Source organism: Metallosphaera sp. D4-4 (assembly GCF_046245145.1).
GTDB lineage: Archaea > Thermoproteota > Thermoprotei_A > Sulfolobales > Sulfolobaceae > Metallosphaera > Metallosphaera sedula.
Map to the genome: position 1 here is coordinate 462277 of NZ_CP176412.1, position 26264 is coordinate 488540.

Below are 26264 nucleotides of genomic sequence, written 5' to 3' on the forward strand. Positions count from 1 at the left end.
AACGATATATGGTGAAATAGATGAGTGACTCGCTCAGCAAGAAGATATCGAGCCTAATGAAGGAGAGAAACTGGACCAAAATGACCCAGATCCAGGAAATGGCCATGGAACCCATCTTAAGGGGAAATAACACGCTAATCATAGCACCGACCGGATTTGGGAAAACTGAGGCTGCACTTCTCCCTATTCTTAGCCTGATGTCAGAGGGAGAGCAAAAACCTGTGTCCCTGATTTACGTTACTCCACTTAAGGCACTGATAAATGACATCACGATCAGGATAGATTGGTGGGCCTCGAAGCTGGGGTTTGTGGTGAACAGAAAGCATGGTGAGGTGCCCCAGAAGGAGAAAAACATGAGGCTGAGGAAGGCTCCCCACATCCTGGTTACTACCCCAGAGGGCCTTGAAATAGACATGGATTGGGCCTCGAAGTTTAGGGACAACTACAGGAACGTGAACTGGGTGATAATTGATGAAATACACGAGCTCATGGGGTCCAAGAGGGGAGCTCAGCTTTTCGTTCTCCTGGAAAGGTTGAAGGATTTCTCAGGAAAGGACTTCCAAAGAATTGGTTTGTCAGCTACTATCAGTAACGAGGAGCTTGTGGCAAATACCCTCTTCGGATCTTCCAGTAGGCCCAAGACCATCGTAAAAAGTGAGGCGGGGAAGGAGTTCAGACTGAAGATAAGATCCATTAAGGATTCTGGGGATGTTTGGGTAGCGTCGGCCAAGATCATCAAGGAGTCCTTGGAGCCACCTACCCTGGTATTTACCAATTCCAGGTTCCTCACGGAAAGGTTACACGAGGAACTGGAAAAGCTCGGAGAGAAGGGGATATTCGTTCACCACTCCTCCATCTCCAGGGATTCAAAGAGCAATGCTGAGGAGAACCTCAGGAGCGGTAAGGCTGGGGCGGTCCTTTGTACCAAAACCCTGGAGCTCGGTATAGATGTGGGAAAGGTTAAGAAAATAATAATGTATAGGCCTCCTCCATCAGTGGCGTCGTTCCTTCAGCGATTGGGGAGGAGCGGTCATTGCGTTGGTGGTATACCCTACGGTGAGATCATATGTGTGCAGGACTTTGATTGCCTCGAAGCGTTGGCAATACATTCCCTTTCTAGAAAGGGGAAGCTCGAACCTCCGAGAAAGATTCGACCATTAGATGTGGTAGCCAGGGAGATACTTGGAATGCTACTCCAGTACTCCTCTATAAAGTTGGAGCGCGTCTTCTCTATTATTACTGCCTCTCAGGTATATAGGGACTTAACGAGAGAGGAATTCCAGAACCTCATCTCCTACCTCCAAAGGAATAACCTAGTGGTGGTAGAGGGAGACGAACTTAAGCTAGGGAAATCGTTCTTCAAGATCTGGACCTTTAATAGGTCCAATAACTTCGTATGGGCCAAGAACTTCTCAGAGTTCTTCTCCTTGATAAGTAATGACGACGCCTTCACCCTGAGGAGCGGAGAGAAGATAATAGGTGAGATAGACGCAATCTACGTGTATAAACATATTCGTCCTGGTGACCTGATTAGGATTAGTGGTAAACTATGGAAGGTTGCCAGAATACACAACGGAATGATGATGGTAGACCTAACGCCAGCAGACCGTGGAGAGGGAGAAATCCCCATCTGGAGGGGAGAGGGAGTACCAAAGTCGCAACTAATTCCTAGGGAAATCCAAGAACTCTTCAAGATTGGTGATAAAATACTAGAAAGCGAGATTTTGGATGATAGTGCTAAGGCAAGCCTAAAGGCTCTGATGGAGAAATACGCAAGGAGTAAGTTACCTTTACCTTCCTCAAGTACAATTTACATGACAGTGACAGATAAGGAAACCGTTTATTCCACATTGATTGACGAAAGGGTAGCTAACACCATTGCTCACATGTTGATGTACTTGGCGAGTTCCAAGTACACCCTAAACGTGTATACTAGGGCTTCTATATATGGATTCTCCATTAACATAACCGACAGGGACCTTCTCAGGGAATTGGTCCAAATGAAGGAGGAGAGAATAAGGAAAATACTTTTCAGATCGATTCTGAGATCTCCGCTCTTCATGTCCGTGGAAAAGGAGATTCAGGCCAGCTTTGGTAAGATAGGTAAGATAAACCCGAAGGAGGATAAAGTGATAATCAAGGAAGGTCTAAGGCAGACCGTAAAGCGTTACTTTAACATAAAGGGAACCCTCACCACGCTGAAAAGGATAAGGGAGGGGAAGATAAGGATAGTTAGATCAGAGCTGACGCCCTTAGGTGAGGCAGTACTTTCTCACGCTCCCATCAAACCTTGGATTTCTGGGATAAACATCCTGATTTACGATGCCTTGAAGGGTGGAGCCTATACTGTTCACGAAATCTCCGAAATGTTATCTATTCCTCCAAGGAGCCTAGAAGTGAAACTTAAGCAGATGAGAAAAACGAGCACAAAGTATAGGGTAACCAGCTTTGTGGACGTGGATAGTAAGGAGATAAGGTGGTGTACAGTGGATGAACTTAAACAACTTGTGAACTCAGACGAGTTCTATACCTCCTTCGCTCCCATTAACGAGGATGAGACTTTCATTGCGGAGATGAGGTCCATTGAAGGCTCCAGCAACACGGAGTTAATATTTAAGCCGAAACAGATATTAGAAAATCCAGAGGAGTTCGCCAAGAGGATCCCCATGGATGAAGTTGGGGAGCTTAGGATCCACGATCCCGTGGATCCCATGATATGTAACATGTCCCCAAGGTACTATTTCGTGAGGAGGGATATAGTTCCCTATCTACTCTTAAACGCGTCGGCGTACATTCAAAACCTCAAATATACGTGATGAGAGCCCAAAATATGACTTGATGATACTGGCCCGTGTTACTGATGCAGGAATTGAATGTACGATCAATAGATTTATTTTTCAATCGCGGTTCATGAATGTAGTGAAAGTCCTAATGGAAAGAGGTAATCAGTTCGTAGTAAGCAGAAATAAGCCCATAGAGGAACAGGTATTAGACATAATCTCCTCATTTAATCAGGGGGTTAAGGATGTGGAACTCAAGGGTTACGGCAGGGAGATAGATAGGACAGTGGATGTATATAATGTCCTGAAGGAGAAACTTGGTGATGGCGTAGTTCTTGTTGATGTTAGCATAGGTAGCGAGTTTAAGGATAAGAGAAGGATATCATATCTCCTGTTCAGACTTAGGAAGAGTTTCTAGACCCTGTAGCTCACGGAGAACCGGGAGTAGGACTGTGGTTGGCTCCAAGCTCCCCGAAGATATTGCATCCATCTTGGAGAGTAAATCTGCGGTAACCTCCTCTGAGGTAAGATCTGGGAACTTAGACAGGAACTCATAGGCGTTTATCCCCTTCTTTGTTGCCACGAGGACTGCTTTCCTCTTACTTTCTATTACATATCCATGTCTTAGAAGCGACTGGATAGTCTTGGCATAGGTGCTGGGCCTTCCTATCCTCTTCTCCTTCATGTCCTTAATTACGTCGGCATAGGTCAACAGCTTCACATCTGATCCCCTAACTACGTTGATCTCAGCGTTCACCTTTCCCACAGGTACGTCGTATAACCTGTAGGTGTAGAGGTTAGAGAAACCGCCACTCATCCTCACCAATAGCTCCACTTCCCAGGTACCTTCCCCTAACTTCATCCTGAATTTCCGTATAGTTCCCTTCGACTCACGCATTTGACTGGCCATAAATCTCCTGAATATCATGTCATAAAGCGCAAAGTGGGCCCAGGTGAACTTCACTGAAAGCATGGTTGGGTTCTCGGCAATCTCCCTCTTAAGTGAGTCCAGATCTAAGGGCCGGGTCGGCCTTATGGCCTCATGCGTTCCCTCATTGCCCCATCCCCTAGGCTGATACTCTTGAGATAAGTTCACCTTCTCTAGGTATTCCTTGGCTATTTCCATTCCCTTGCCAGACACGTGATGGCTATCGGTTCTGTGATAGGTGATAAGACCGCTTTCGAAGAGATCCTGGGCCAGCCTCATGACCCTCTCCGCTGGGATCCTGTACCACCTATACGCATCTATTAACAAATCGTCCGTGGAGAAAGGAGGAGGTGGCAGTAATGTCTCCTCCCTTTCCTCCAATACCTCAACCTCCACGGTACTATCCAGAATATTGGGCTTCTCCCTGTGAAATTCCCTGTATACATAGTTCCCTATCTTAACGTTAAGTATCCATCCCATTCTCTGCTTATACTCCGTGGTCCTTTTCACTATCCAACCTAGGACTGGAGTTTGCACCCTACCTGCACCGTGATTCCTGTCTCCGAACCGAAGCTTTAGCAATTTACTTAGTTCGAATCCTATCCATCTATCCTCTATCCTTCTAACTATCTGGCTGTTAACGGTGTTCATGTCCAGGGTGGAACCTGACCTCAATGCCTCCACTATACCGCTCCTGGTTACCTCGTGATACTTTATCCTCGTGATATTGGGGTTATATGGGGATACATTAACTGCAACGTCATAGGCGATTTTCTCGCCTTCGGTATCCGGATCGGTAGCAATGAATATCTGGTCTACTTCTAGGGCTAGCTTTCTCATGGCGTTGATGGTTGAGAGAGAGGACGAGATCAGGTTGGATCCGCAATACGGGCAAGTCTCCACTTCCTTGCTAACCGATCTTTTACAACTGGTACACCTATAGATGTGGGAGTAGAGAGGGCTGATCCTGTCTCCCTTGATTTCGACTCCATAGTATCCCTTCTCCTCCAGCGTGAGGTCAGTCATGTGGCCCTTAGTGGCCATAACATCTAGGATATACACCTTGTTCCCTTCTACTATCACTGTTTCGTATACCGGAACTCCTCCCACGCTTCTGCGGGCTGGGAACCCAAAGAGTCTGGAGATAGTCTTAGCTTTTGTGGGAGACTCGACCACGAGAAGCCCCGTTTTAATCTCAACCTTGTTTCCTCCTTCCCTTCTGGTCCTTTCAATCTCCTCCTTTACCTTGTCCAACTCAAGTGCTTCGAAGTTCACTGGGGCGAATCCAGGGATTAGGAAGTTCATTTTCCTCTTGAATAGTTCAAATATAACTTGATCATCCACCAAGATAACGCTTAAGCCTTGCGTTAAACCTCCATTTAGAAGCCTGCTACTCCTTCCAGACCCCTGGAGGTAAGTTATTATATCGGGATACTCTATGAAAACTTCCCTTCCCTTCCTAGAGATCTGAAAAGTCTCTCCTGTAATGGTTCCATTTACCTTTCTAAGAGCTTCCTGTGCCTCCTCTACAAGAACCTTCATTTTCTCTAGGAGTGCGCCCAGCCTTCCCTCCAAAGGCTGACCAGTGATCATCGCAATCTTTATGGCCTGAGCCTCGGCAGGGGACAGGCCTAATATTTCCTCCTCTGGAACCTGGATTCCCAGGAGTCTGGAGACCCTCAAGAGAGTGAAGGGGTTCTTTACGGATTCCTCTGCCCTAGTCCTAGATTTCGGTACTCCGTAAAATAGGACATATTTCAGCCTTTTCGGTTCATCTATCCCCCTCACAGCCACGCCGTAATACGATGCCGAACCCACTAGGATGTCCGTCTTTCCATCCGAGAAATCCTGAAGGAATTTCCTACCACTTACCGCCAACTCTACCCTAAAGTTCAGGGAGGTGAGTGACTCCTTGATCTCCTTCATTTTCTCCTTTCCGTACTCCCTGGAAACCAAGATGAGACCTCCGGGTCCAAGCTTCTGTACCACTTCCTCTAGGCTCGAGAAGGTGAACGAGTCCACTATATTTCTGGCATACGTCTGAGCTGTGGAAATGTCGAAGCCTGAGATATGTCTCAATGCCTTCTGTTTCACTCCCTTAGGTCTAAGCGTTGCACTGGCAACAACTAACTGAGCAATAATGCCCGTGAAACTCTGTATCTTTCTCTCTAGAAGTGCTATCTTCTCCACTATCTCATCCTTGTTATCCTTCAGGTAAAGCATGCGTCTAAGTCTTACCAGCCTCATTGCGTCCTCATACACGTCTTTGGGAATTCCCATTAGCTCCACTAGTTTATCTGTGGTCTTTCCGCTCTTGATTATGGCATCCGCATCGTCAACTGCTATGAAATTTGGCCTATAATCTTTCATGTGTTCATAGTTCTTGTTGACGTAACTTACGGTAAGTACTGAAATGGTGTTTGGGTCAACTTTCCCACAGGAAACGCTTGAGATTGCCCCAATCTTGGAACATATCTGCTCCTGTAGGGACTTGGTGGGAACGATGTAAAGAACTCCCTTTGAAAGGTAAGTCGAATAGGTGATCAGGGTAGTGGTCTTCCCCATCCCCGTGGGTGCAGATAGCGAGAAGTTTTCCCTTTCCCCCAATCGCCTCAACCAAAGCCTCTGCAACGACCAAGGTTCGTTCCCTGTAACTTGTTTAAAATAATTGATAATCTCATTATACATCTCCGTGGTGTAGTAGAGCTCCCAATACTTCCCCAGTTTTCCGTTATTAACTAGGATATTGTACACTACCTTTATCTTTTCCTCCTGAGGCAAATCCTTGAACGAATCCACACTTCCGGGCATACACGAAGTACAAGGTAAGCCTGCCAGAGCTCTGTAATCTTCGAGAGGTCCTTGACAATTGGGACAAGAGCTATGGAACACTGAAGTTATCATTAATTCCTACCTTGGAAAGGGAAGGGATTTATAAGATAGGACACCAGATGTTACCAAAACGCGGACTGGCAGTTTCCAACTAGAGTGGCGCTGAAGTACTTGAGCGAATGATACTGAGGTCAATTCCCCTAGAAATCTACCCTGTCATGACTCTAATTTAGAAAATCTTTGTAAAAGGATTTTATATTGTGTTATAATAAAATCCTCAAGACGTGCGTCCGATTAACTTTTTAAACTTACGATAAGGTTATGATTCGCACATAGGTGAATAAAATGAGCGGAACATCTCCTACTCCAAGTAACGTAGTCCTTGTAGGTAAAAAGCCAGTAATGAACTACGTCCTAGCTGCCTTAACTCTGCTGAACCAAGGCGTTCCAGAGATCATAATAAAGGCTAGAGGAAGGGCAATAAGCAAAGCTGTGGATACTGTGGAAATAGTCAGGAACAGATTCCTTCCAGACAAGATCGAGATCAGAGCCATAGGCGTAGGCAGCCAAGTGGTAACAAGCCAGGACGGTAGGCAATCTAGGGTATCTACTATCGAGATAAGCATAAAGAAAAAGGCATAAACGGTTAGATGGCGCTTTTTTACACCGTTCCAGAGATTCTATTTTAGCCGACGAGCATATGTTGGCATATATTTAATAGACCAGTAATGATCTTACTATTAGGATAAACATGAGTCAACCTACACATAGAGTTGAATTTGAAGCAAAGGCGAAGATCGGTGAAGTAATGGGAAACCTGGCCTCAATACAGCTCAGGCCGGAAGACCTTTCCAGTCCAATAGCATTTCAGATGGCGATCTCCAGGATATACTCAGAGCTCATGAACATGATGAGCAGTGGTCCCTCAAAGCATTACGTTGCAGAAGTTAGATTTAACGACTCCATGGGAAATCCTGTGGCCATAGGAGTTGACTTCGGCGATAAGATTCCTCCTCTATCAAAGCAGGAAGTCAAGGTCAAGGTGATCCTTGAATTCTATGACGAAGAGTAGCCCTCCTCTTCAGATACGGCAAAGAAATCAACTCTAGATATTCCTCCAATGGTAGTAGGTACATTTGGTTTTCCTTGGTTATTAGGAGGCCAACCCTAGACATGTATCTTATAGTGGACTTTGTTATTTTCTTGGAGAAATAAGGATCTAGATAAGAGTAGGCCTCGAGGAGGGTGAATCCCGTATTCCTGAATTTCTTCCATAACAAAAAATAGATTACTGCATCCCTCTTCTTTAACCATCTCATGGTTCCGTGATGTACGTAAGGAATTAAATGTTAAACTAATTCGCTAATTCATGTACTTCGTCCTCTTGTCCTTTACTTCTATGCCCTGTTGAGTTAGATACTAAATAAGGCTCAAAGCCTGGTTGCTCATCACTGTCAGGCCTTACAAGTTATATCATTGCCGTTTTATTTACCCACTTGAGGTTTTATGTATGCCATACATTCTCGAAGGGAAGATATGCAGACCCCACGAGGTAAACCTACTGCGTACCGGGGACCTGATAGTGGTTAAACCCGTTACCGTATTTGTTAGAGGGAGATCTCAGGTGTTCTCACCTCTTTCTGTGATCTCTGACGAGTGTACCCATACAATAACAACCCCTATCTGGGTAGATGCTGTGAGAGTGGGAGATAACGTCAGAATGGTGGAGCCCGTAGTTGAGGTGGAAGGCGAACTGGAGATCCTTAGCCACGAGTTTCTGCCAGGCTTTACTGCAAGGGAACTCCTTAGTAAATCCAGGTTTAAGGTGGCCTTCTCTCCCGGAGTTCCCATAGTAACTGTGCGGGGATACCCCTTAATCTCCTCGAGGGGAAAGGAGATTTACCTAAGCGATGATAGAACTCTACTACTGGCACTAGCCCACTCTCTTACCTATTTCTTGTCTTCTAGTGAGTAAAATAGGTCCTCCAAGGACGTAGACCTCCTCTTCTTGGATTGATATTCCTCTGATGTTCCCTTAGCAATGAGTTCGTATAACGTTGCTACCTTATTCCCAGAATTATTCCTGAGAAGTCTACCCAGCCTCTGTATGTACTGCCTCTTGGAGGAAGTCCCAGCTACCACAATTCCCACACTTGCATCGGGAATATCTAACCCTTCATCTCCCACAGTCGTCAAAACCAGAACGCCTGAGTTGCTCTGCTTGAACTTCTCTAAAACTAGCTCTCTTTCCCTTTTGGGCATCTGACCGGTGAGTATGTACCCCCCAATTAACTTCGATATAAGCTCTGCATGTTCCACGTACTGGGTGAATATTACAACCTTTCTACCCTTTTCTTTTTCAACGATCTCCCTAATCTTGGACAACTTCCCCTTCGTTAGACCTATTAGGTACCTTATCCTGCTGTATACCTTTAGAGCCTCCATGGCCTTTACGTCTCCCTCCTTTGCCCTCTTCACTATCTCTAGGACTGGCCTTCCCTCAGATAGTGACCTGAACTTTCTTGTTAGGTTATCATATTCCGCCTTCTCCTCAAGGGTAAGGGGTATCTTGATCCTCAGAACCCTGAACTGAGCAAGGTAGCCCTGCGCAACAAGTTCCTCAACTCCTCTCTGATAAACCAGGCCCCCCATCAGCCTGAACAGTTCCACATGCTTACCATCTGACCTATACGGCGTTGCCGAGAGGGCCATTCTGTAAGGGGCGACGCAGGATAAGGCTATCTCCCTGAACTTCTCCGCTGGAAGATGGTGAGCCTCGTCTATTATTAGGAATAGAAAAGATGAGAGTTCATCCATATGCTTGATTGCGGTCTGATATGTGGTGATTGTGATGGGGGCAAGATGCTTTTTTCGGCTATAGTATAGGCCAACCTCTACATCTCCCTTTGTGAACCTCTTTATAGTCTCCTCCCATTGCCTTAACTGCTCGTTAGTAAACGTTACAATTAGGGTGGGCAGGCCCAGTATAGTGATCCCCTGTACACCTATGAGAGTTTTTCCAGCACCCGTGGGAAGGGCAATAACGCCCCTGTAGCCGTTATCTTTCCAGGCTCTAACTGCCTCAAGCTGATACTCTCTCAGATTAACCGACAAGCTCAGGGAAAAGCGTTCCCTGATTAAGTCCAGTCTCTTAACCCTTAATCCCTCATTCTCCAAGATTCTCCTGAGCAAGTGATAGTAGAACGGCTTAGTCCTGTAAACCCTCTCCGCAGGATCATAGGGTATGCTTATCCTGTATTTTCTCAAGATCTCCGATATCCTAGTCCTGGCCCTGATCACTAATTTGCTACCCTTTAGCTCGAAAACTACGTCATAACCTCCCATTTCGGTCTCCAGGAAATTGAGGGTCTCCGGGTCAAGCTCCACTCCAAGCTCCCCTAGAACCTTCTTCATCTGTTCTAGGGTTACAGCGTTCAACCTGGCTCTCTCTGGGTCGATTTCAAACTTCCCGCCTTCCTCATCCTCACCTAGAAATCTGGAAAACGAAATCAGCCTCTCCAGTATCTCATTGCTGTAGGGCTTCACGTAGAAAGTCTTCGAGGGCACCAGATATCACTTCCACAAAGACCACTTTCCTGTTAACTCCAATTACCTCGTTGAGCTTTTCAGGTTTATCGGCAACGTATACATTGTATGCCTTCCCGTCAAATCTCACGAATATACCCAAGAGAGGTAATGGCAGTTCTCCCTCACTCATGACTAAGATCTTCGTAATATTTTCGTCAGGACTTACCCTTAATATCAAGCCTACGCCGTTGTCCAACGTTAATCCAACGAATTCTGCCCCAAGGTAAGTGGCCTCAGATATTCCAAGATTTACTGCGTCCATAATTCCTTCAGCTTGAAAGGGCACCTCGGCTGGTCTCATTACATTTATTTCTGAAATCTAACTAATATTTTGCCATGACCGGAAAGTATGTCCTTGTGATCAGTACATTACCAGGCATGGAGGAAGGAAAAAGAATTGCCAGGACCTTGGTTGAGGAAAAGTTAGCAGCATGCGTTAACCTAGTTCCAGGCTTAGTCTCCATTTACAGATGGGAGGGGAAGGTTACAGAGGATAGCGAGGTTCTGGCACTAATAAAGACCAACTCTGACAGACTAGACGAGCTAATGAATAGACTCAAGGAACTTCACCCCTATAAAGTTCCGGAGATTCTAGCCTTGGATATAAAGAATGGTTTTAAGTTATATCTGGACTGGATAGATGAGAGTGTTTCCAAGTGAAGGTTCAAGTTGACGAAGAACTTATGAGGAAACTTGAGAAGCTGGCCTTGATCTCCCTAACAGACCAGGAAAGGCAGGAATTCATGAGGGATTTGGCTAAGATCCTTGATTTCTTCAACAAGATAGATGAACTAACCCTTGAGGGCGTGGAGCCCATGTTCCATCCGCTCTCCACAGGTAAACTGAGACCGGATGAGCCGGCCCAACCCCTCTCCAGGGACGACGCCCTAGCTAATGTGCCCAAGAAAAAGGACGGTTACATTATAGGTCCTAGCACCATCGGTGGGTAACATGATAATGGAGATGGTAAATGACCTGAGGAATGGAAATCTATCCCCAGACGAGTACGTGGGTAGAACCTTTGATAGGATTAGAAGGGTAGAGGAGAAAGTTAGGGCATTCGTCACGCTCAGGGATGAGAAAGATGTGCTAGAGGAGGTAAAGAAAGCCATAAAGGGAGGAGGTAGGCTTTCCGGATTACTGGTAGCGGTGAAGGACAATATCTCAACTAGGGGGATAAGAACCACCTGCTCATCCAAGATGCTTGAGAATTACATCCCCCCATACGACGCCACTATAATCTCAAAGCTGAAAAGAGAGGGGGCTGTGATACTAGGTAAAACCAACATGGATGAGTTCGCCATGGGCTCAACTACAGAGACAAGTTATTTTGGCCCAACTAGAAATCCTTGGGATTTGTCCAGGACACCTGGAGGGTCCTCCGGAGGAAGTGGGAGCGCATTAGCTTCAGGTTATGTGGATGTTGCCCTAGGATCTGATACCGGCGGTTCCATAAGGACTCCAGCCTCTTTCACTTCCACGTACGGATTAAAGCCTTCTTACGGAACAGTGAGCAGGTATGGGCTAGTGGCATATGCTAACAGCCTGGAGCAGATAGGTCCCATGGCGAGAAATTCGACTGATTTGGCGTTACTCTTCTCGATCATAGCTGGCAGTGATCAGAAAGATGCTACAACCATAGATTACTCTCCTCCCTCCTCTATTAACCCCATAGCGGTCAAGGGGATAAAGGTTGGAGTGCTTAAGGACGTAATGGAGGCCTCGGATCCAGGTGTTGTTGGAGTGGTGAAGGATTTCCTTAATAAGATGTCATCTGAGGGGGCAGTCATAGAGGAAACCAATCTAGGAATGGTGAATTACGTACTTCCCACCTACTACATAATTGCTATGTCAGAGGCTAGCTCTAACCTAGCTAGATATGACGGTGTTAGATATGGTTACTCGTCTAATGCTGAGGGAAATTGGAGGGATGTGTATAGCAGGAACAGGGGTGAGGGATTTGGAAAAGAGGTCAAGCGAAGAATATTGCTGGGATCCTTTATTCTGAGCGCTGGATATTACGAACAATTTTACATTAGGGCATTGAAAACTAGGAGGTTAATAAGAGATTCGCTGGAGAAATTGTTCAGTAGATATGACATACTGATTTCGCCAACCTCCCCAATACTTCCACCAAAGATTGGAGAGGTAATAGATGACCCAGTGAAAATGTACGCGATGGATGTGGCTACCGTGACGGCGAACCTGGCTGCCATACCTGCACTATCAATACCCGCTGGATTCTATAACGGGTTGCCAGTGGGTATCCAGCTCATGGGGAGATATCTCTCTGATACCTTCCTAATGGGAGTCTCGCTTTACATGGAAAATATAACCAAATTGAAAGATCTAACTGCACCTATCTAGGGTTCGCGTCCCATAGCTAAGCATTTTAAACTTGTCGAGTAAACTGTTTTGGTATAATTAATGGCGGTTAAAGGCAGTTTCAGGATTGACACGCTCTCTAAAATACGTGAGGAGATGGAGAAAGAGAGATATCATCTCATTGGTGGCCATAGTGCCTATAAGAAGTGTCATTGGACCCATGAGGCACTTACCAGTGGAAGATATTGCTACAAGGGTAAGTTTTACGGAATAGAGAGTCACAGATGCGTTCAGATGACCCCAGTAAGCATGTGGTGCTGGTTCAGGTGTATACATTGCTGGAGATTGGAACCAGAGGATGTGGGATTAGACTGGGACGAAACTAAGATGCCTTACATGGATGATCCAGAGTACATTGTAGAGAGGTCCATTGAGGAGCACAGGAGATCGGTTTCTGGGTATCTTGGAAGGGAAGGAGTTGAGAACAGTAAGGCATTGGAGGCGATGAAACCTTCTCATGTGGCAATAAGCTTGACCGGCGAACCCACGCTATACGAGAGGATCGGGGAGCTCATTAGGGAATACCATAAACGCGGGATAACCACATTCCTTGTAACTAGTGGTGTTAGGCCTGACGTGTTGGCTTCTCTCGAGGAGGAGCCATCTCAGCTTTTTGTATCACTACAGGCTCCCAACGAGGAGAAGCACAGACTAATTAACAGGCCCGTTGTAGCGAACTCGTGGAACCTTGTAATGAAAACCCTTGAGATATTGCCCAGCTTCAGCTCACCTACGGTGATCAGAATGACGATGATGAAAGAGGTGAACATGAGTGAAGATGATGCAAGGGAATTCGCTAAGTTAATGAGGATAGCAATGCCAACCTACATTGAGGTCAAGGCGTACATGCACGTGGGTCCATCAACCTATAGGCTTACTAAGGATGCAATGCCAAGGCACTCAGAGGTTAGGTCCTTTGCGGAGAAACTGGCGGAGCTCACTAGCTATAAGATAATCTCAGAGCATGCGCCTAGCAGGATTGTTCTCCTGAGTACCATAGATAGACCCATGCAGATAGGGAATGCGTGGACAGAAAAGTGGGACTGGAGAACACAAGATACGCAGGATGATGTTAACGGGGAGTATAGGGAAGCTGAAATGGGGTGCACTGAAGAGGGAGATGGTCCGAAACCATGAGTGATGAGTGTTTAATTGCGAAAATAGTTTACCTGTCACTGCAACAGAAAGAAGTCACGCAACAAATGATTGCTGACGAGCTTAAAATGTCCCAGCAATCTGTATCAAGAAAGCTCAAGGAGCTAGAGGAAAGGAACCTGGTTAGAAGATCCCTTTCAAAGGAAGGAGAAATTATTAGGGTTACTGAAAATGGAGAGAAATTGCTGGAGGATTGCCTCTCCATGATGAGGGCAACAATTATTTCGTCCCACGTCCTAGAAATAAGGGGAAGGGCTACTTCAGGTTTAGGTGAAGGAAGAATCTTCCTGTCCATGCCGTACTATATGGAATCTTTCAAGAAGTTTCTTGGTTTTGAGCCCTATCCTGGAACCCTTAACCTCGTGATTTATGATAGGATATCTCTGGAGAACAGACTCGTTCTAGATATCTCTAAGGCAATAAATATTCCAGAGCACAAGGAGGAGAATAGGGTCCTTGGAGCCGTTAGGGCATTTCCCGCATCCGTGAACGATCTAAAACCTGCTGCCGTGGTCTTTCCGCTCAGGAGTGTTCACCCTAAGAGCGTTATTGAAGTGATATCGCCATATCATCTTAGGAAGGAACTCAACATCAAGGATGGGGATGAGGTAGTTATTCAGGCCTATGCATGATTACAATATCTCTCCGTTATCTCCTTTATGATAGCTGAAGTGCTACTGTGACCCCACGTGTTTATCCTGTGTTCCAACCTCACCACTTCCACTAAAATACCGCGCCTTGCGAGTTCCTCCTTTAGGGCCTTCTCATCGACTTTTTGATCTGGCCCAAGAAAGATTATGTCTGGTTTTACTCTCTCTACGCTTTTCAGAAAGTCATTTTCATCGCCTAGGAAAGCCTCATACACATACCTGATGCTTTTAACGACTTCCAACCTTTGGTTTTCGTCATTAACAGGTTTCCTGCCCTTCACCTTCTCTGCGTTCTTGTCCCTAGAGACGGCAACGTAAACCCTGCCCAGGGAGGCAGCCCTCCTAAGGAACTCTATATGTCCCGGATGAATTATGTCGAAGGTACCTCCCACGAAGACCTTCTTAGATCCCTCACCCTCCACTATCTTAAGGGCGTCAACTAAACCCTCAGCGTAGACCACGTCTACCAACGCCGTTTCAAGATCTCCCCTTTCCAGGTAATACTTTGCATCGTTAACGTATTGTTTTGCGAGACTAATTACCCTCTCGTCTCCTTTTACCTGTTTTAGCGTCTCCTCCATTCCGTTAATGTATTTTATTACCCTATCCCTCAGCTCAGGCATTTCAATCCCTCTACCTCCATCTCATATAGGTTTCTGGATGGAACTATTATAATGTGTGGAGGAGCCCCAAATTTTTGATTTAGGGCATCCACAACTTTCATAGCTCTCACCCTCTCATCCGGGCATCCAAGCCTCTCGCCGATCACCACAAGATCATCATCTAGGATAACCTTGTCCCCAATATCGCTTTCCATTTTCTTGAGGTAGTTAAGTGCAAGATCGGCTGTCATTATCCCGGTCTCCTTCAAATCTAGGTATACCATTGTGTGAAGGCCGAGCTCCCTGTTGGCCTTTATCACCCTATAGGGTGTGTAATCAAGCTTATCAAGTACAGGGAAAGTAACCGTAACTGACTTCCCAAACTTATAGGAAGACAGCATTGACCTAGATATCATGTAACAGTGAACTGAGACCCCCGGAATAACGTTAACCCTGTGTCCCCTGACCCTGGCACCTGTGGCTAAGCTAACGTGAGTTGTGGCAATCATGGGGTCTCCGACCACAGCTATGGCAACGTTTTTCCCTGAGTCAAGTAGTTTATATATCTCTTTTTCCTTTGTCTCTAAAACCTCTCGAGTTGCAGGGATAATCTCCTTATCTGTAATCTCCCTAAGTGTTTTTTCATTTATGTCACAACTAATTGAAGTGTAAATGTCTGCGTAAATTACGTCTGAACTTTTGAGAACCTCCAGGGAGGCATTAGTAAGAAACCTTTTTGACAGCCCAAGTCCTACAAAGTATATATCTGCCATTTAGTTTTGCATGATGAGAGCTGGAATAAGGGTGTATCGGATTTGGTCAGCATACTCAGGGACCTGGAAGTAGAGGAGGATTTACCGGTGATTTACTCCAGGCGTCTTGACTCTATCATTCTGTCAGATGTTCACATTGGATACGAGGAGGAGATGGCGTCAAAGGGAATATTCTTGCCTAGGATACAGAAGAAAAGATTTCTATCCATTTACAGAAGGGCGCTGGACGTATTCAAGACAAATAAGGTAATTATTAACGGTGATATGAAGCATAGATTCAACGGACTTGGTAGACAGGAAAAAGAAGATCTCACAGAGATATTCAAGGACATGAAAGAGAACGGGACTATCGTGAAATTGATAAGGGGTAATCACGATAATTATATTTCTCTTGTTACAGAAAAATTCGACAATATAGAGCTCCTAGACGAGATAGAGAGCGAGGATCTGTTTATTTTTCACGGACATAGGGAGATAGAACCCAAGGACGGCAAAATTTACGTGATAGGACATGAACATCCCAGGATTTCAATAAGGGACAAGCTTGGGTTTGCCAAGAAGTTCCAGTGCTTCCTTGTCTCGCCTATTGCGGGAAACTCCTATGTTATAGCCCTACCTGCGCTGGGAGGTTATCAATCGGGTAATGACATCTCCCTAGTTCATTCAGGCTACATGAGCCCGTTGATGAAAAGACATGCCATCTTAGAAAAAGCAAAACCCTTCGTAATAGTGGAGAATGAAGGGATAATGGAGTTTCCGGAGCTTAACCTCTTAAAAAATATCATCCTATAGGGAAAAAGGATTATTCTGCTATGTTGTCACAGTTTGACCTCGACGTCAAGTGAGTTTACTATCTCCTTGTATCTATTTCTTATGGTAACCTCGGTGATGTTCAGAACCTCTGCAAGTTCTTTCTGGGTCTTCTTGTGATCCAATATGGTGCTGGCCAAGTAGACTGCCGCCGCGGCAACAGATAAGTGGCCCTTCCCGCTGGTTATTGCGTTCTTTATTAGGATCGACGCTATTTCTGCGGCCATGGTTTCCACATGCGGAGGTAACTTAGCCCTGTTAACAATATCTGGTATGTGTTCCAGTGGAGAAGGTCCTCCAAAGTTAGACATGAACGTACTCTTCTGTATAACGTTCTGGACTCTGGTTGAGGCTTTCCAGAAGGCGCTTGAGTCTATGTTGAAAAGCTTCTTTATCTCATTCAACTGGAGTGGGATCTTGTACAGTCTGCTAACATAGAATAACGTCGCTGCAATTAGTGCGTACGTATCAATCCTCCTCGCGAGACCCGATTCGATCAACTTCTTTATGACCCCGGCAGCCGTCTCCTTAACGTATCCAGGTAGTCCCAACTTCGATGCCTCGCTGTTGAGTATCGATAGATACGTAACTAGTTTCTTGTCCTTTGATGTAACCCTTGACTTATTTTGAAGTCTCTGAAGCCTTATTGCCTTCATTTTATCCTTTACTCTTCCACCTCCAATAATGGTGGAAAATCCTTTGTCATGTACCCTATCCGTGATCCCAGCTCCTACCCTTCTCTTCTTGTTCCTATCGCCTGCATCGAACTCTCTCCACTCAGGGCCAGGATCTGGCACGTTTTCTTCAATTACAGTTCCATCCCTGGCACAAACGTAGTTACCATGCTCGGCATCATATATTATCTCAGTACCCCCGCAAATGGGGCATATCATTTCATATTACCTCCTGTTTTTCCTAGAGTGTTTGCGCTGTGGGATTTCAAGAAATATTTTTCCTGAGGGTATCGAAGCCATGGGTTCTGCTAACAGGTATGGTTTACTGACGTTTCCTAGAACGTCTAGCACCTTGGCAACTCTCCTCTGGTTTTTATCAAGTAAAACTAGTCCTGAAGGATCATTCTTGGCGTAATCGAAATTTGAATCTGCCCTTATGAGCCACTTGTCACCTAGTACAAGTGACTCAAATTCTCCTATGGGAATTGTTTTTGTGCTCCTCACAAGCTAAGATAGATGCAAATCTTAGACTTATATGTAGTAGTTGATAATACCGCCTTATTTTGACGCTGGGATAATACCTGCTTGGGATGAGGATTACAAGCTTTTTTGTATATAAACGTTCCAGTAGGGTACCATAATTGAAGTATATATCAAATAATATTGTCTTTCAATTAATATATATAATCATATCTAGATTAAATAGTTTTAATAGAATATTTTCATTTTAATAAACGCCAATCCGTGTGCTTATTACCACCTCTCGTTGATCTCACCGAACTTCAAGTTTAGGTTTCAAAAACTAAAAACGTGAGGTCTAAAACCACAAGCAGACTAAACATTTTCATCTCGATGGGATCATTACGAATCATGCGCTCCTTCCATTTAAGATCATTTCCGGTATTGACCAAACAGATATCGCATCAAAACAATTCTAGGAAAAGTTATTAACGGAGTACTCTTTATGTAACCCTGATGAGCAATCCGCCAGCAGAGGCCACAGAGGAAAGCATTTACAAGAAAATATCTGACGTGAGAAATGAAATCTCAAGCCTTAAGGAAAAAAGGTACGCTTCAATTGAGGAGATAAGAAAACTAAGACAGAAGAAGAGTGAGAAGATAGAGAGGCTTAAGGCTGTAAGATTACAACTTAAAACTGTTTTTGAGGAATATACCTCAAGGATAAATGAATTAAAAGAGTTAAAGCAGAAAAAAGAGCAATTATTTGAAGTCATTAAAGAAATGAGGAAAGAGTTTGAGGAACTTAGGAATCTCATGAAGAAAACTCAAGGATTGAACCCAGATATCTTGGAAAAGAGGATAAGGAGCCTCGAATGGAGAATACAGACCTCCTCCTTGACGCTTGAGGAAGAAAAGAAGTTGATCCAAAGGATAGCTGATATGGAGAGAAGGCTAAATGAAGCCAAAAAGATCCTAAAGGTAAAGGAGAAAGGGAACGAGGAGAGAGCGGAATTCCTTGCAAAAAGAATAGAGTTAGCTACAATTAGGCAGAAAATTTCATCATTGATTTCAGAGATAAGTGAGAAAAGGAAGACGCTTAAGAGTTTAAGGGACGAAAGGGATAAGTTAACCAAGGAACTTGACGAGTTAACCTCACAAATTGAGGCAAAGAGCAAAGAAATTGATGAACTAGGGAAACAAATTGAGGCAAAGAGCAAGGAGCTCGACGAACTCATAAAGGCTAGAAAGGCCATGGAACAGGGAGTTACTACCTCCAGGGCAAATATTGCCGAGATCATGGAGAAAAGGAAGAAGGTTGCAGAGGAGAAACTGAAGAAAGGAGAAAGGCTGTCATTCGACGAAATATATGCCCTTTACGGGGATCATCGGGGTAATAATGAAGACGGCGATAATATACATTGATATAGATGACGATTTGAGTAAGGCCGGTGTTTCTACCCCAGTTATAGGAGAGGCGAAAGCTAGGGAAGCCATAGAGAAATCCTCGCGATTTTTGGCCCTAGACTCAGACTTCAATACCATGGTAACTGCGTTCAACATTTATCTTGACATGAAAGCAAACGGAGAAGATGTGGAGATCGTATTTGTTGCCGGGTCACAAAGAGGTGGTCTCGATTCTCAAATGGTCCTCTCTAAGCAAGTTGATGAGGTTATTAGAGCTATTAAGCCTGATCAGGCAATCCTAGTTTATGATAGCCCTGAGGACGCAAAGGCTATCCCGGTCATCGAAAGTAGGCTGAAAATAGTGGGAATAGAGAGAGTTATAGTGGAACAGCATAGAGGGGTGGAGGAGACATATATCTTGCTTGGGAAATATCTCAAGAGACTAGTAACGGAAAGCAGGTACTCGAGACTGTTTCTAGGGGTTCCTGGAATAATTCTTTTCGTTTCAAGTATATTGGCAATTGCTGGCCTAACGGCTTACGTCCTTCCCTCCATACTTTTGGTTCTAGGAGGAGCCATGTTAGTTAGGGGATTTGGAATAGATGATGCCATAGAGAGATGGTGGGAGAACTCAACTATCATGGTTATTGTGGCAATTCTATCCTCCATTTCCCTGGTACTTGCTATAATTAACGGATATCTAGTTGCTTCCACAGCTGGACCGCTTTCCATAAGGTCTGCCTCATCGACTTTACTAGCCATATTACCGTATCTCACGTTTTCTATTATCATTTTATACTCAGGTAAGCTCTTGTCTAGAGCTCTATCAAAGGACATAAGGATTTGGCACGATCTATTAAAGATACTTGCATCCATACTTGCCTACTTCGTGCTTACTGGGCTACTTAGAAATCTTGAGAGCGGTGCTTACATAATTCAGATTCAATCATTCTACCTTCTTCTACTTTCCTCGTTCATTTTAATTGCCACATACTTCGTTCTTTCCAATTTCGAGAAAAACAGATTAAGATCACAATGATTAAGAAATTGCCTTTAACTTTTCCCTGACTTCAAGTGGGAGGTCGTCTGTCTTTAGAACTTTCACGTGCCTGCTCTTCTTGGGAACTAACTTGTTAAGGACTATGTATCTTTCCGGGCTGTTTTCATCCCTGTTCTTGAGAACCCTTAACTTAGCGTATCTAGATTTCCCAAGTTCAACGTACACGTATTTTTCGTGTTTAAGTGCCATGATCTCACTTAGGTCTTGCTATTTTAAATTTCTAATTCCTCTTCCTCTTCCACTGCCTTAATGCAGTCTAGTTCCTCTAACTTATCAAAGATTTTTTTCACTGCCTTATAGACTTCGTCCTCCCTCTTGGCCCCTGTTATTACCATCTTTCCACTGCTGAAAATTAGAAGGACCACCCTAGGCTCATCCATTCTAAATATGAGCCCCGGGAACTGCTCTGGTTCATACATGTTATTCTCAAGAAGGAAAGCAGCCTTATCCAGATTTACATGAACGTGCATGTTGGCAGAGGCGACTATGTTCTGAATCTGTATCTTAGGTTTCCCACCTATCCTTATCCCATACCTTCTTAGGCTCTTTATTATCCTCTTAACAGCCTTGATCAGTTCCTCCGTGCTCTTGGCACCAGTGACAACCATTTTACCGGACTTGAAGATCAGGGAGGTTACCTTGGGGCTCTCGAGCCTGAATATGAGGCCCGGGAACTGATCCGGATCATACTCGACATTTGGAACGCTCCTCTCCATGGCGTAAAGATCCAAGGTTTGTTCCAACGTTACCGTTGCTACAATATTTTCAATACTTATTATTGGCTTATAAGCCGGCGAGTTGGAAATACAGAGTCACCAGTAATATAGTTTTTATACTGCTTTATAAACTCCAGCTTTTTATTGCCCTCGTAATTACTAGGGATACCATGTTTGGCTTTATAGGGACGGGCCTATACATATCATGTAACCCCAGATTAATTTAAAATGCGTACTATTTCTTCCCTTAGCGAGAATACTAGAATTTCCGTAGCTCGAATATGATTAAACATGCATATGGGCTTTAGACCTCAGGGATAAACGGTAGTAAAGTAAATAAGCCGGTGATCACATATTATAAAATTAGCCAACGCAGGTGTTAGTGCTTTGGAATCAAAAGTTTCAATGGAAAAAGAAGAGTTAATTCACAAGAAAATTCTTGAGAGTGGCGAGGACGGAATATCACAACAGGAACTGGCGAAGAAGTTAGGCCTCTCCACAAGGGAACTTGCCACAGTTATAAAGAAGTTAATTGATAAAAAGATGATAGCTAAGAAAGCAATAAAGGAGAACGGAAAGAGCGTAATCAAACTCTTTGCAATTAGGACAGTTGAGGAATCCAACATTTACGTAAACCTCGAGAGCATAGAGGAGATCCCCTGCTTCTCTTGTAAGCTTTTGTTTAAGTGTGATAACGGGGCACACGTAAATCCCAGCTCTTGTACTAAGCTTTCTTCCTGGATATTGTCCATGGATCTATGATAAACTTTTGATCTAAAATTCCCTTTGGACCAACCAACTCATCATTATCTACCACTTGTTTCATAAGTCGCGGAGGATCCCTTCACACATTCCAATATTTCAGAGAATTCCCTGAAAGACTTAAATCCCCTAGGATCAAAGTGCGTCCTGACAGCGTCGCCTAAACACCCTAGGAGTGAGTTCATGGGGGGCATGTTTACCTTGAGCCTTGATGCTAAAACGTCTACCCTGTAATAGGGGCCAAATCTATTTTCACGCTCTAGGTATTCCAAGAGTTCAGATATTTTTACTGAGTTTGAGAGATACGAAAACTCAGTAAGTCTATTTTTCATTTCCTTTAAAAATTCTAGATCATTGAATTCTCCAATCCAGGCTGGACCATAATACTTAAGCTCTCCACCACAGACCGGGCATTTCCTTTCGCATTCATCTGAACTCATGAAGGAATAGCCACATCTATCACATTCGTAAAGAGTTCCGAGACTTTCCAGGCTTCTATCAGCCCTCTTGGCTCCATCCTCCATCTTAACGAATAGCCTGTAATAGTAGTCGTGATAAAAGCCCATGAGGGGCCTTATTCCCTTTTCTTGGACTGATGCCTCTTTAACTATCTTACCCAATAGAACCCTCAACCCAGCCTCCTTGGAATAACTCAATCTACTCCCTTGAACTCCATATTTCCTTCTGGAGGAGGTTCTAGACTTTCCCTCAAGTGCTGATAGGTCAGTAGCAGTAACTCCCAGTACCCCTTTCCTTCTCAAGGATGAAATGGCTGAGAAAAGATATGGGGCAGGAGATCCAAAGGGATCCAGGTCTGTGTAGCCTACTTTTACCTGATGCATTAAGGAGTTAGCGTCCGATCTAAGTACCTTACCTGTAATCCCGTTTAGCTCTAAATTCTTCGAGATCAACTCCACGGACACTGGATTCTTATCATTGAAGAGAACTTCTCCCTTAACCCCACTCTCCTTCACGTACCTGATTCCCCTAACCCCAGTGGCTGACATGGCATCCAATACCGAGGGAGGAGATATAACTGAGACAGCCAAAACACTGACGTCCCTATTAAACACCATTCTGGGGTTATAGAATACTGGAGACCAGGCAGGATCGAACTTTCCCTCTCTGGAGAATTCAGAAGGGTCTGGAATAAGTAGTCTTGCCTTTCCCTCAATCACTTCTGTTAATTTCATCGCTGAGGCTGTCGATGCTTTCTGAGGTCAGGATTTTAAACCCATCCTTATCCAGCCTCTTCGCCATAGAGGCGCTCTTGACCACTATCACAAGTTCGGACATTAACTCGTTGGCTATTTTAGAAGCTTCTCTTAGTTTCTTTTCTAGTTGATCTTGATTCTTAGGCTCCACCGTAACCAAGACTTTTTTTGAACCCCTTGAGGCGACAACATCTACCGCCGTGAACCTAATGGGAGCTGAGGCGAATCCGGCGTCAGTTAGATTCTTGGCTATCCTCGAACTAATCGTATCTGTTGGTTGGGAATCTGGCTCTAGCTTAGGAAGCGCATCATCGCATACATCGCCTATGACCTCATCCCCAAAGAGATCAATTAGCTTCTCAGCAACCTCTATGGACACATCTGACTCTCCATTTTCATAATCATAAATCGTTTTCCTGGTCACGCCTAGAATCTTAGATAGGTCTCCCATGCTGTAGTTCATTTCTGTCCTTTTCCTTCGGAGAACGTCTGACCTAATCTTGATGAATATTCCTCCCCGAGTCCTATAGATGAAAATCTTCTCTCCCCTTAAGGCCTTCGCCAGGCCCTCCACCGATAACCCAATTACGTTGTCCTTACCTATTGCTATATCCTCCTCTGTATCATCGGTTACCATTACGGGCATACTTCCCACCACTGCTGAGAAGTTCTTGAGATCTCTGGTCTCTTCCTTAGAGGGCCTATCGTTGGATATCTTTATCACGAACCTTCTCTGCTTCCCTCTCGCGATTATATCTATGGACTTCCTGTTCTTCTCTGGATACTCTATTAGGGTGTAACTTATACCCTCTCTCTCTAAAACGTCTAATACCTCGTCCAACATTCCAGGTATCATTTTAGATACCTTCCTTGTCTTCGTTCACTACAGAAATACTATCATAACCAAGGGTAATAAATATTAATGATTTAAATTCCCTTAAAAGGGATTCCATTTGTCCAACAGAAATTACTTTCCCTGAAATATTGAGGAGAGTAGAGATGGCCTTAATGTCCCATTCAGATCCATTAATAGAGTACTCACCGGGCGTGGAGAGCTTCACCACAATGAAGGGAATCCTTACCAGGGACCAAAGATAAAGTGGGACTGCATTGGAGAGCTTCCTAACCTCCTCCGGATCAAATTTGTGTTTAAAACCGTTATTTAAGCTAATTTCCAGTTTTCCATCCATGGCCTCCTTTAGGGTAACGTATTCTGAGGGCATGGAATCTAGTATATCCCTTAATCCCAGTTGGAAGATTTTATCGAACAAGGATCTAGCCCTTGAACTTAGCTAGCACCATTGCGTGATCCTTGTCATAAGGATTCAGGTTGATGATCTGCATTATATCGAATCCCTCATTCCTCAGCTTTTCCGCCTCCGCCTTGAATACCTCTGTGGGATCCTTTGTGACGTCAATGCTCCTAGCCTTTATCGCTAGAAGAAGATGTCCGTTATCCTTAAGGAAGTATCTTGCGTTATATATTGCGATATCGGTCTGATCTGGTTGGGCAATATCCACATAAAGTACGTCAGCGTCTTCAACCAATGACGAATAATTCTGTGGAAACCTAGCGTCAGCCAGAATTGGGAACAGATTCGGCCTGTGCTGGGCTACTAGAATTAACTCCCTTACTACCCTAGGGGAAAATTCCACGCCATAGACCTTTCCCTCACTCTCAACTATATCTGAGATGTGACTTGGAGTTGTACCTGAGGCTGCCCCGAGGTAGAGAACCTTCGAGCCTTTCTTCACAGGGTTTTCCTTTAATCCCTTAAGAATGGCTCCTGCTAACTTGCTCCTAAAGGCGTTCCATTCCCTGTACTCTACCCCGTCGTAGTTTACTGTTCTCTCTCCATACACAGTAAATCCCTTGGCTAGGTTCTTGGTACAGAGCCTCACTGTACCGTCGACATAAACGCACTCGTAGACGTTCTCCATCTCGGTTTTTCTAACTGTATCCAGAAGTTCTGACATTCTCACTCAACCTACCTTCTCTTTCCCTTTTTCCCCTTTTTATGCTCTCTTTTATCAAATCTCTTCCCCTCTTCCTTAGCTGGTTGTTGTTTTTTGGGTGGTGGCTGGGCATATTTCGTTTTTATCTCCTCGATTCTCTTATTCACCTGTTCCACAAGCTGTGTTCCCACAAATCTTCCGCTATAGGCGTCTATCCTTGATGCTATTGCTAGCTTGGCAGCTAGGGCCCTGGCAATCTTCCCTCTCTGCCATCTGGGAGAGACGTGAATTGCTGGATACTGGAAAATGATTCCATGTTTGGGTGGTCTGCTTCCGCTCTTAAGTGCCCTAAAGAGGGCTTTCTCAGCCCCTAACACTTGAATCGTACTAGCTGGCATCTTAGAAAGTTCCTCAAGGCTCCCTGCCAGACTTAACAGTCTAGCACCAAGGGTGGGACCCACTAGTTCAGTCACGTTGGGAGCTACTTCCCTCATAATTGAGTCCAAGTAGTCGTAAAGCGAGTTCCTTAGCTTGAAAAGAGACAAAATCGTGTTAGCCAGATCCCTGATGGAGTTGATATCCGCATCTGAGATGTCTGCTCCTATACTCTTCTTGGCAGCATCGGCTAGCTTCTTAGCCCTTTGCTCATTAAGTCCTATCTCGGTTAACGTCTCCACCGTTACATTATCCCTATAACCAGCCAGGGAAACTATTTTGGCGTATTGTTCATGGTCCTCAACCAGTTTATCGGCTTCGGGGAAGTGTATACTATACCACTCCCTTAATCTTTCGGAGAAAAGGTTAATGGTCTTATCAATATCGTCGATAGCCCTTATGGCCTGTATGGCGAGAAGGTCCCTTTTCTGGGCGGCCTTTCTCAGCTTTCTTCTCGTATATTCTAGAGATACTTGATAAAGGAAATTGTACACTTCGCTCGGATTTTCAGCGAATTTTGTTTTTACTGCTAGTTCAGCGAGAGAACCCCTCAAAGCCCTGGCTCCCACATGATGGGGCTTGGATACAACCTTGATCCCTAAGGTCTGCATCCTTGAGCTCTCCGTTTCGCTTTCCACAACTACTTCCGACGGTTTCAGTTTCTGAATTAATTCCATGGTAGAGGGCATTGGTTCACCTTTCTCGGCGTTTATTAGAATATCAACTACCTTGCCCAGTTCCTTTGGATTAAGAACGTAATCCAAAAGGTTCCCTGACTCATCAAAGGCAAAGGAGCCTATTGTGTGCTCAGCCAAATAAATTTTCATTGAGTAAAGCCCGAATCTAGGTAAAGCTCTAAGTTTAAATGTCTTGTTTTACCACATATACACGATAGCAAATGCCATCTCACGGTTCGTTAACAAAGGCCGGGAAGGTTAGGGGACAAACCCCAAAGATCCAAGCTAAGGAGAGACACAAGGAAGTTCCTAGGGTCAGGAATAGAATAGAGTATGAGAAGAGAGTACTCAAGCAAACGGCTCAGAAGCAACAACGTGCACCAAGAAGGATGTAAGGTTTT

At 44.5% G+C, this 26264-nt stretch carries 30 protein-coding genes; 15 read left to right on the forward strand and 15 right to left on the reverse strand.

The window, feature by feature from the left end; genetic code table 11:
* The first annotated feature begins 20 nt into the window (after positions 1-20).
* Positions 21-2816, forward strand: a complete 2796-nt coding sequence (locus tag ACI49J_RS02630) for a DEAD/DEAH box helicase (protein WP_240254573.1) — start codon at positions 21-23, stop codon at positions 2814-2816.
* A gap of 103 nt (positions 2817-2919) precedes the next feature.
* Positions 2920-3198 (forward strand): DNA-binding protein, encoded by a 279-nt coding sequence (locus ACI49J_RS02635; protein ID WP_342780745.1) that lies wholly within the window; start codon positions 2920-2922, stop codon positions 3196-3198.
* Here the strand turns inward: ACI49J_RS02635 and rgy are convergent.
* Positions 3163-6612, reverse strand: a complete 3450-nt coding sequence (gene rgy, locus ACI49J_RS02640; RefSeq protein ID WP_240254572.1) for a reverse gyrase — start codon at positions 6610-6612, stop codon at positions 3163-3165. The two genes, ACI49J_RS02635 and rgy, sit on opposite strands and share 36 nt — an antisense overlap.
* 273 nt (positions 6613-6885) lie before the next feature.
* Here rgy and albA point away from each other — a divergent pair, with 273 nt between their 5' ends.
* Both albA and ACI49J_RS02650 read left to right on the forward strand, forming a co-directional pair.
* Entirely contained in the window at positions 6886-7182 is a 297-nt protein-coding gene (gene albA, locus ACI49J_RS02645) for a DNA-binding protein Alba (protein WP_012021689.1), read from the forward strand.
* Between the two features lie 109 nt (positions 7183-7291).
* Positions 7292-7612, forward strand: a complete 321-nt coding sequence (locus tag ACI49J_RS02650; RefSeq protein WP_012021688.1) for a hypothetical protein — start codon at positions 7292-7294, stop codon at positions 7610-7612.
* Here ACI49J_RS02650 and ACI49J_RS02655 read toward each other — a convergent pair.
* Entirely contained in the window at positions 7578-7859 is a 282-nt protein-coding gene (locus ACI49J_RS02655) for a hypothetical protein (protein WP_240254571.1), read from the reverse strand. The two genes, ACI49J_RS02650 and ACI49J_RS02655, sit on opposite strands and share 35 nt — an antisense overlap.
* Positions 7860-8050: 191 nt before the next feature.
* On the opposite strand from ACI49J_RS02655, the gene ACI49J_RS02660 reads away from it, so the two are divergent.
* Positions 8051-8515 (forward strand): hypothetical protein, encoded by a 465-nt coding sequence (locus ACI49J_RS02660; protein ID WP_240254570.1) that lies wholly within the window; start codon positions 8051-8053, stop codon positions 8513-8515.
* On the opposite strand, the gene ACI49J_RS02665 is transcribed toward ACI49J_RS02660, so the two are convergent.
* Together ACI49J_RS02665 and ACI49J_RS02670 are read right to left on the reverse strand one after the other, a co-directional pair.
* Complete coding sequence (locus ACI49J_RS02665) at positions 8491-10107, reverse strand: DEAD/DEAH box helicase (protein ID WP_240254568.1); 1617 nt, start codon at positions 10105-10107, stop codon at positions 8491-8493. The two genes, ACI49J_RS02660 and ACI49J_RS02665, sit on opposite strands and share 25 nt — an antisense overlap.
* Positions 10067-10429: a hypothetical protein gene (locus ACI49J_RS02670; protein WP_240254567.1), complete on the reverse strand. Its 363-nt coding sequence runs from the start codon at positions 10427-10429 to the stop codon at positions 10067-10069. The genes ACI49J_RS02665 and ACI49J_RS02670 overlap by 41 nt, the downstream gene beginning before the upstream one ends.
* Before the next feature lie 35 nt (positions 10430-10464).
* Here ACI49J_RS02670 and cutA point away from each other — a divergent pair, with 35 nt between their 5' ends.
* The 5 genes from cutA (at position 10465) to ACI49J_RS02695 (ending at position 14300) form a co-directional block, all read left to right on the forward strand.
* Positions 10465-10788 (forward strand): divalent-cation tolerance protein CutA, encoded by a 324-nt coding sequence (cutA, locus tag ACI49J_RS02675; protein WP_012021683.1) that lies wholly within the window; start codon positions 10465-10467, stop codon positions 10786-10788.
* Positions 10785-11078, forward strand: coding sequence for an Asp-tRNA(Asn) amidotransferase subunit GatC (gatC, locus tag ACI49J_RS02680; protein WP_240254566.1), 294 nt, complete (start codon positions 10785-10787; stop codon positions 11076-11078). The genes cutA and gatC overlap by 4 nt, the downstream gene beginning before the upstream one ends.
* 1 nt (position 11079) lies before the next feature.
* Complete coding sequence (gene gatA, locus ACI49J_RS02685) at positions 11080-12495, forward strand: Asp-tRNA(Asn)/Glu-tRNA(Gln) amidotransferase subunit GatA (protein ID WP_240254565.1); 1416 nt, start codon at positions 11080-11082, stop codon at positions 12493-12495.
* Between the two features lie 60 nt (positions 12496-12555).
* Positions 12556-13650 (forward strand): 4-demethylwyosine synthase TYW1, encoded by a 1095-nt coding sequence (twy1, locus tag ACI49J_RS02690; RefSeq protein ID WP_240254564.1) that lies wholly within the window; start codon positions 12556-12558, stop codon positions 13648-13650.
* Between the two features lie 86 nt (positions 13651-13736).
* Positions 13737-14300 carry a DUF120 domain-containing protein gene (locus ACI49J_RS02695; protein ID WP_048060346.1) on the forward strand — a complete coding sequence of 188 codons (564 nt, stop codon included), beginning with the start codon at positions 13737-13739 and terminating at the stop codon, positions 14298-14300.
* On the opposite strand, the gene ACI49J_RS02700 is transcribed toward ACI49J_RS02695, so the two are convergent.
* Positions 14291-14947 carry a cytidylyltransferase family protein gene (locus ACI49J_RS02700; RefSeq protein ID WP_240254650.1) on the reverse strand — a complete coding sequence of 219 codons (657 nt, stop codon included), beginning with the start codon at positions 14945-14947 and terminating at the stop codon, positions 14291-14293. The genes ACI49J_RS02695 and ACI49J_RS02700 overlap by 10 nt on opposite strands.
* On the reverse strand, positions 14929-15693 hold the full coding sequence (gene dph5 / locus ACI49J_RS02705) for a diphthine synthase (RefSeq protein ID WP_240254563.1): 765 nt from the start codon (positions 15691-15693) through the stop codon (positions 14929-14931). Before dph5 ends, ACI49J_RS02700 begins: the two co-directional genes overlap by 19 nt.
* A 42-nt stretch (positions 15694-15735) precedes the next feature.
* Between dph5 and ACI49J_RS02710 the strand changes: the two genes are divergently transcribed.
* Positions 15736-16485 (forward strand): metallophosphoesterase, encoded by a 750-nt coding sequence (locus tag ACI49J_RS02710; RefSeq protein ID WP_012021676.1) that lies wholly within the window; start codon positions 15736-15738, stop codon positions 16483-16485.
* A 26-nt stretch (positions 16486-16511) separates the two neighbouring features.
* Here ACI49J_RS02710 and ACI49J_RS02715 read toward each other — a convergent pair whose 3' ends face one another.
* Together ACI49J_RS02715 and ACI49J_RS02720 are read right to left on the reverse strand one after the other, a co-directional pair.
* Complete coding sequence (locus ACI49J_RS02715; RefSeq protein ID WP_240254562.1) at positions 16512-17396, reverse strand: transcription initiation factor IIB family protein; 885 nt, start codon at positions 17394-17396, stop codon at positions 16512-16514.
* A 6-nt stretch (positions 17397-17402) separates the two neighbouring features.
* Entirely contained in the window at positions 17403-17681 is a 279-nt protein-coding gene (locus ACI49J_RS02720; protein ID WP_012021674.1) for a Gar1/Naf1 family protein, read from the reverse strand.
* 471 nt (positions 17682-18152) lie between these two features.
* Here ACI49J_RS02720 and ACI49J_RS02725 point away from each other — a divergent pair, with 471 nt between their 5' ends.
* Positions 18153-19061 (forward strand): coiled-coil protein, encoded by a 909-nt coding sequence (locus ACI49J_RS02725; protein ID WP_240254561.1) that lies wholly within the window; start codon positions 18153-18155, stop codon positions 19059-19061.
* Positions 19036-20082 (forward strand): DUF373 family protein, encoded by a 1047-nt coding sequence (locus ACI49J_RS02730; protein WP_240254559.1) that lies wholly within the window; start codon positions 19036-19038, stop codon positions 20080-20082. The genes ACI49J_RS02725 and ACI49J_RS02730 overlap by 26 nt, the downstream gene beginning before the upstream one ends.
* On the opposite strand, the gene ACI49J_RS02735 is transcribed toward ACI49J_RS02730, so the two are convergent.
* Positions 20083-20292 carry a DUF5622 domain-containing protein gene (locus ACI49J_RS02735; RefSeq protein ID WP_012021671.1) on the reverse strand — a complete coding sequence of 70 codons (210 nt, stop codon included), beginning with the start codon at positions 20290-20292 and terminating at the stop codon, positions 20083-20085. It lies immediately after the preceding gene.
* A gap of 23 nt (positions 20293-20315) precedes the next feature.
* Positions 20316-20864: a TATA-box-binding protein gene (locus ACI49J_RS02740; protein ID WP_230842426.1), complete on the reverse strand. Its 549-nt coding sequence runs from the start codon at positions 20862-20864 to the stop codon at positions 20316-20318.
* Positions 20865-21206: 342 nt separating this feature from the next.
* Here ACI49J_RS02740 and ACI49J_RS02745 point away from each other — a divergent pair, with 342 nt between their 5' ends.
* Positions 21207-21581, forward strand: a complete 375-nt coding sequence (locus ACI49J_RS02745) for a winged helix-turn-helix domain-containing protein (protein ID WP_012021669.1) — start codon at positions 21207-21209, stop codon at positions 21579-21581.
* Positions 21582-21625: 44 nt separating this feature from the next.
* Here the strand turns inward: ACI49J_RS02745 and ACI49J_RS02750 are convergent, their stop codons facing one another.
* Genes ACI49J_RS02750 through ACI49J_RS02770 form a run of 5 tightly spaced genes read right to left on the reverse strand, consistent with a single transcriptional unit; the run spans position 21626 to position 26013 of the window.
* On the reverse strand, positions 21626-22774 hold the full coding sequence (locus ACI49J_RS02750; protein WP_240254557.1) for a tRNA (guanine(26)-N(2))-dimethyltransferase: 1149 nt from the start codon (positions 22772-22774) through the stop codon (positions 21626-21628).
* The gene (locus ACI49J_RS02755; RefSeq protein WP_240254555.1) at positions 22752-23651 is read right to left on the reverse strand and encodes a helix-turn-helix domain-containing protein; all 900 of its coding nucleotides are present in this window, start codon (positions 23649-23651) and stop codon (positions 22752-22754) included. The genes ACI49J_RS02750 and ACI49J_RS02755 overlap by 23 nt, the downstream gene beginning before the upstream one ends.
* Before the next feature lies 1 nt (position 23652).
* Positions 23653-24066 carry a DUF61 family protein gene (locus tag ACI49J_RS02760; protein WP_240254553.1) on the reverse strand — a complete coding sequence of 138 codons (414 nt, stop codon included), beginning with the start codon at positions 24064-24066 and terminating at the stop codon, positions 23653-23655.
* 4 nt (positions 24067-24070) lie between these two features.
* On the reverse strand, positions 24071-24772 hold the full coding sequence (locus tag ACI49J_RS02765; RefSeq protein ID WP_240254551.1) for a fibrillarin-like rRNA/tRNA 2'-O-methyltransferase: 702 nt from the start codon (positions 24770-24772) through the stop codon (positions 24071-24073).
* A gap of 11 nt (positions 24773-24783) precedes the next feature.
* Positions 24784-26013 carry a hypothetical protein gene (locus ACI49J_RS02770; RefSeq protein WP_012021664.1) on the reverse strand — a complete coding sequence of 410 codons (1230 nt, stop codon included), beginning with the start codon at positions 26011-26013 and terminating at the stop codon, positions 24784-24786.
* 71 nt (positions 26014-26084) lie between these two features.
* Here ACI49J_RS02770 and ACI49J_RS02775 point away from each other — a divergent pair, with 71 nt between their 5' ends.
* A complete protein-coding gene (locus ACI49J_RS02775; protein ID WP_012021663.1) occupies positions 26085-26258 on the forward strand; it encodes a 30S ribosomal protein S30e in 174 nt (57 codons plus the stop codon).
* The last annotated feature ends 6 nt before the right edge of the window (positions 26259-26264 follow it).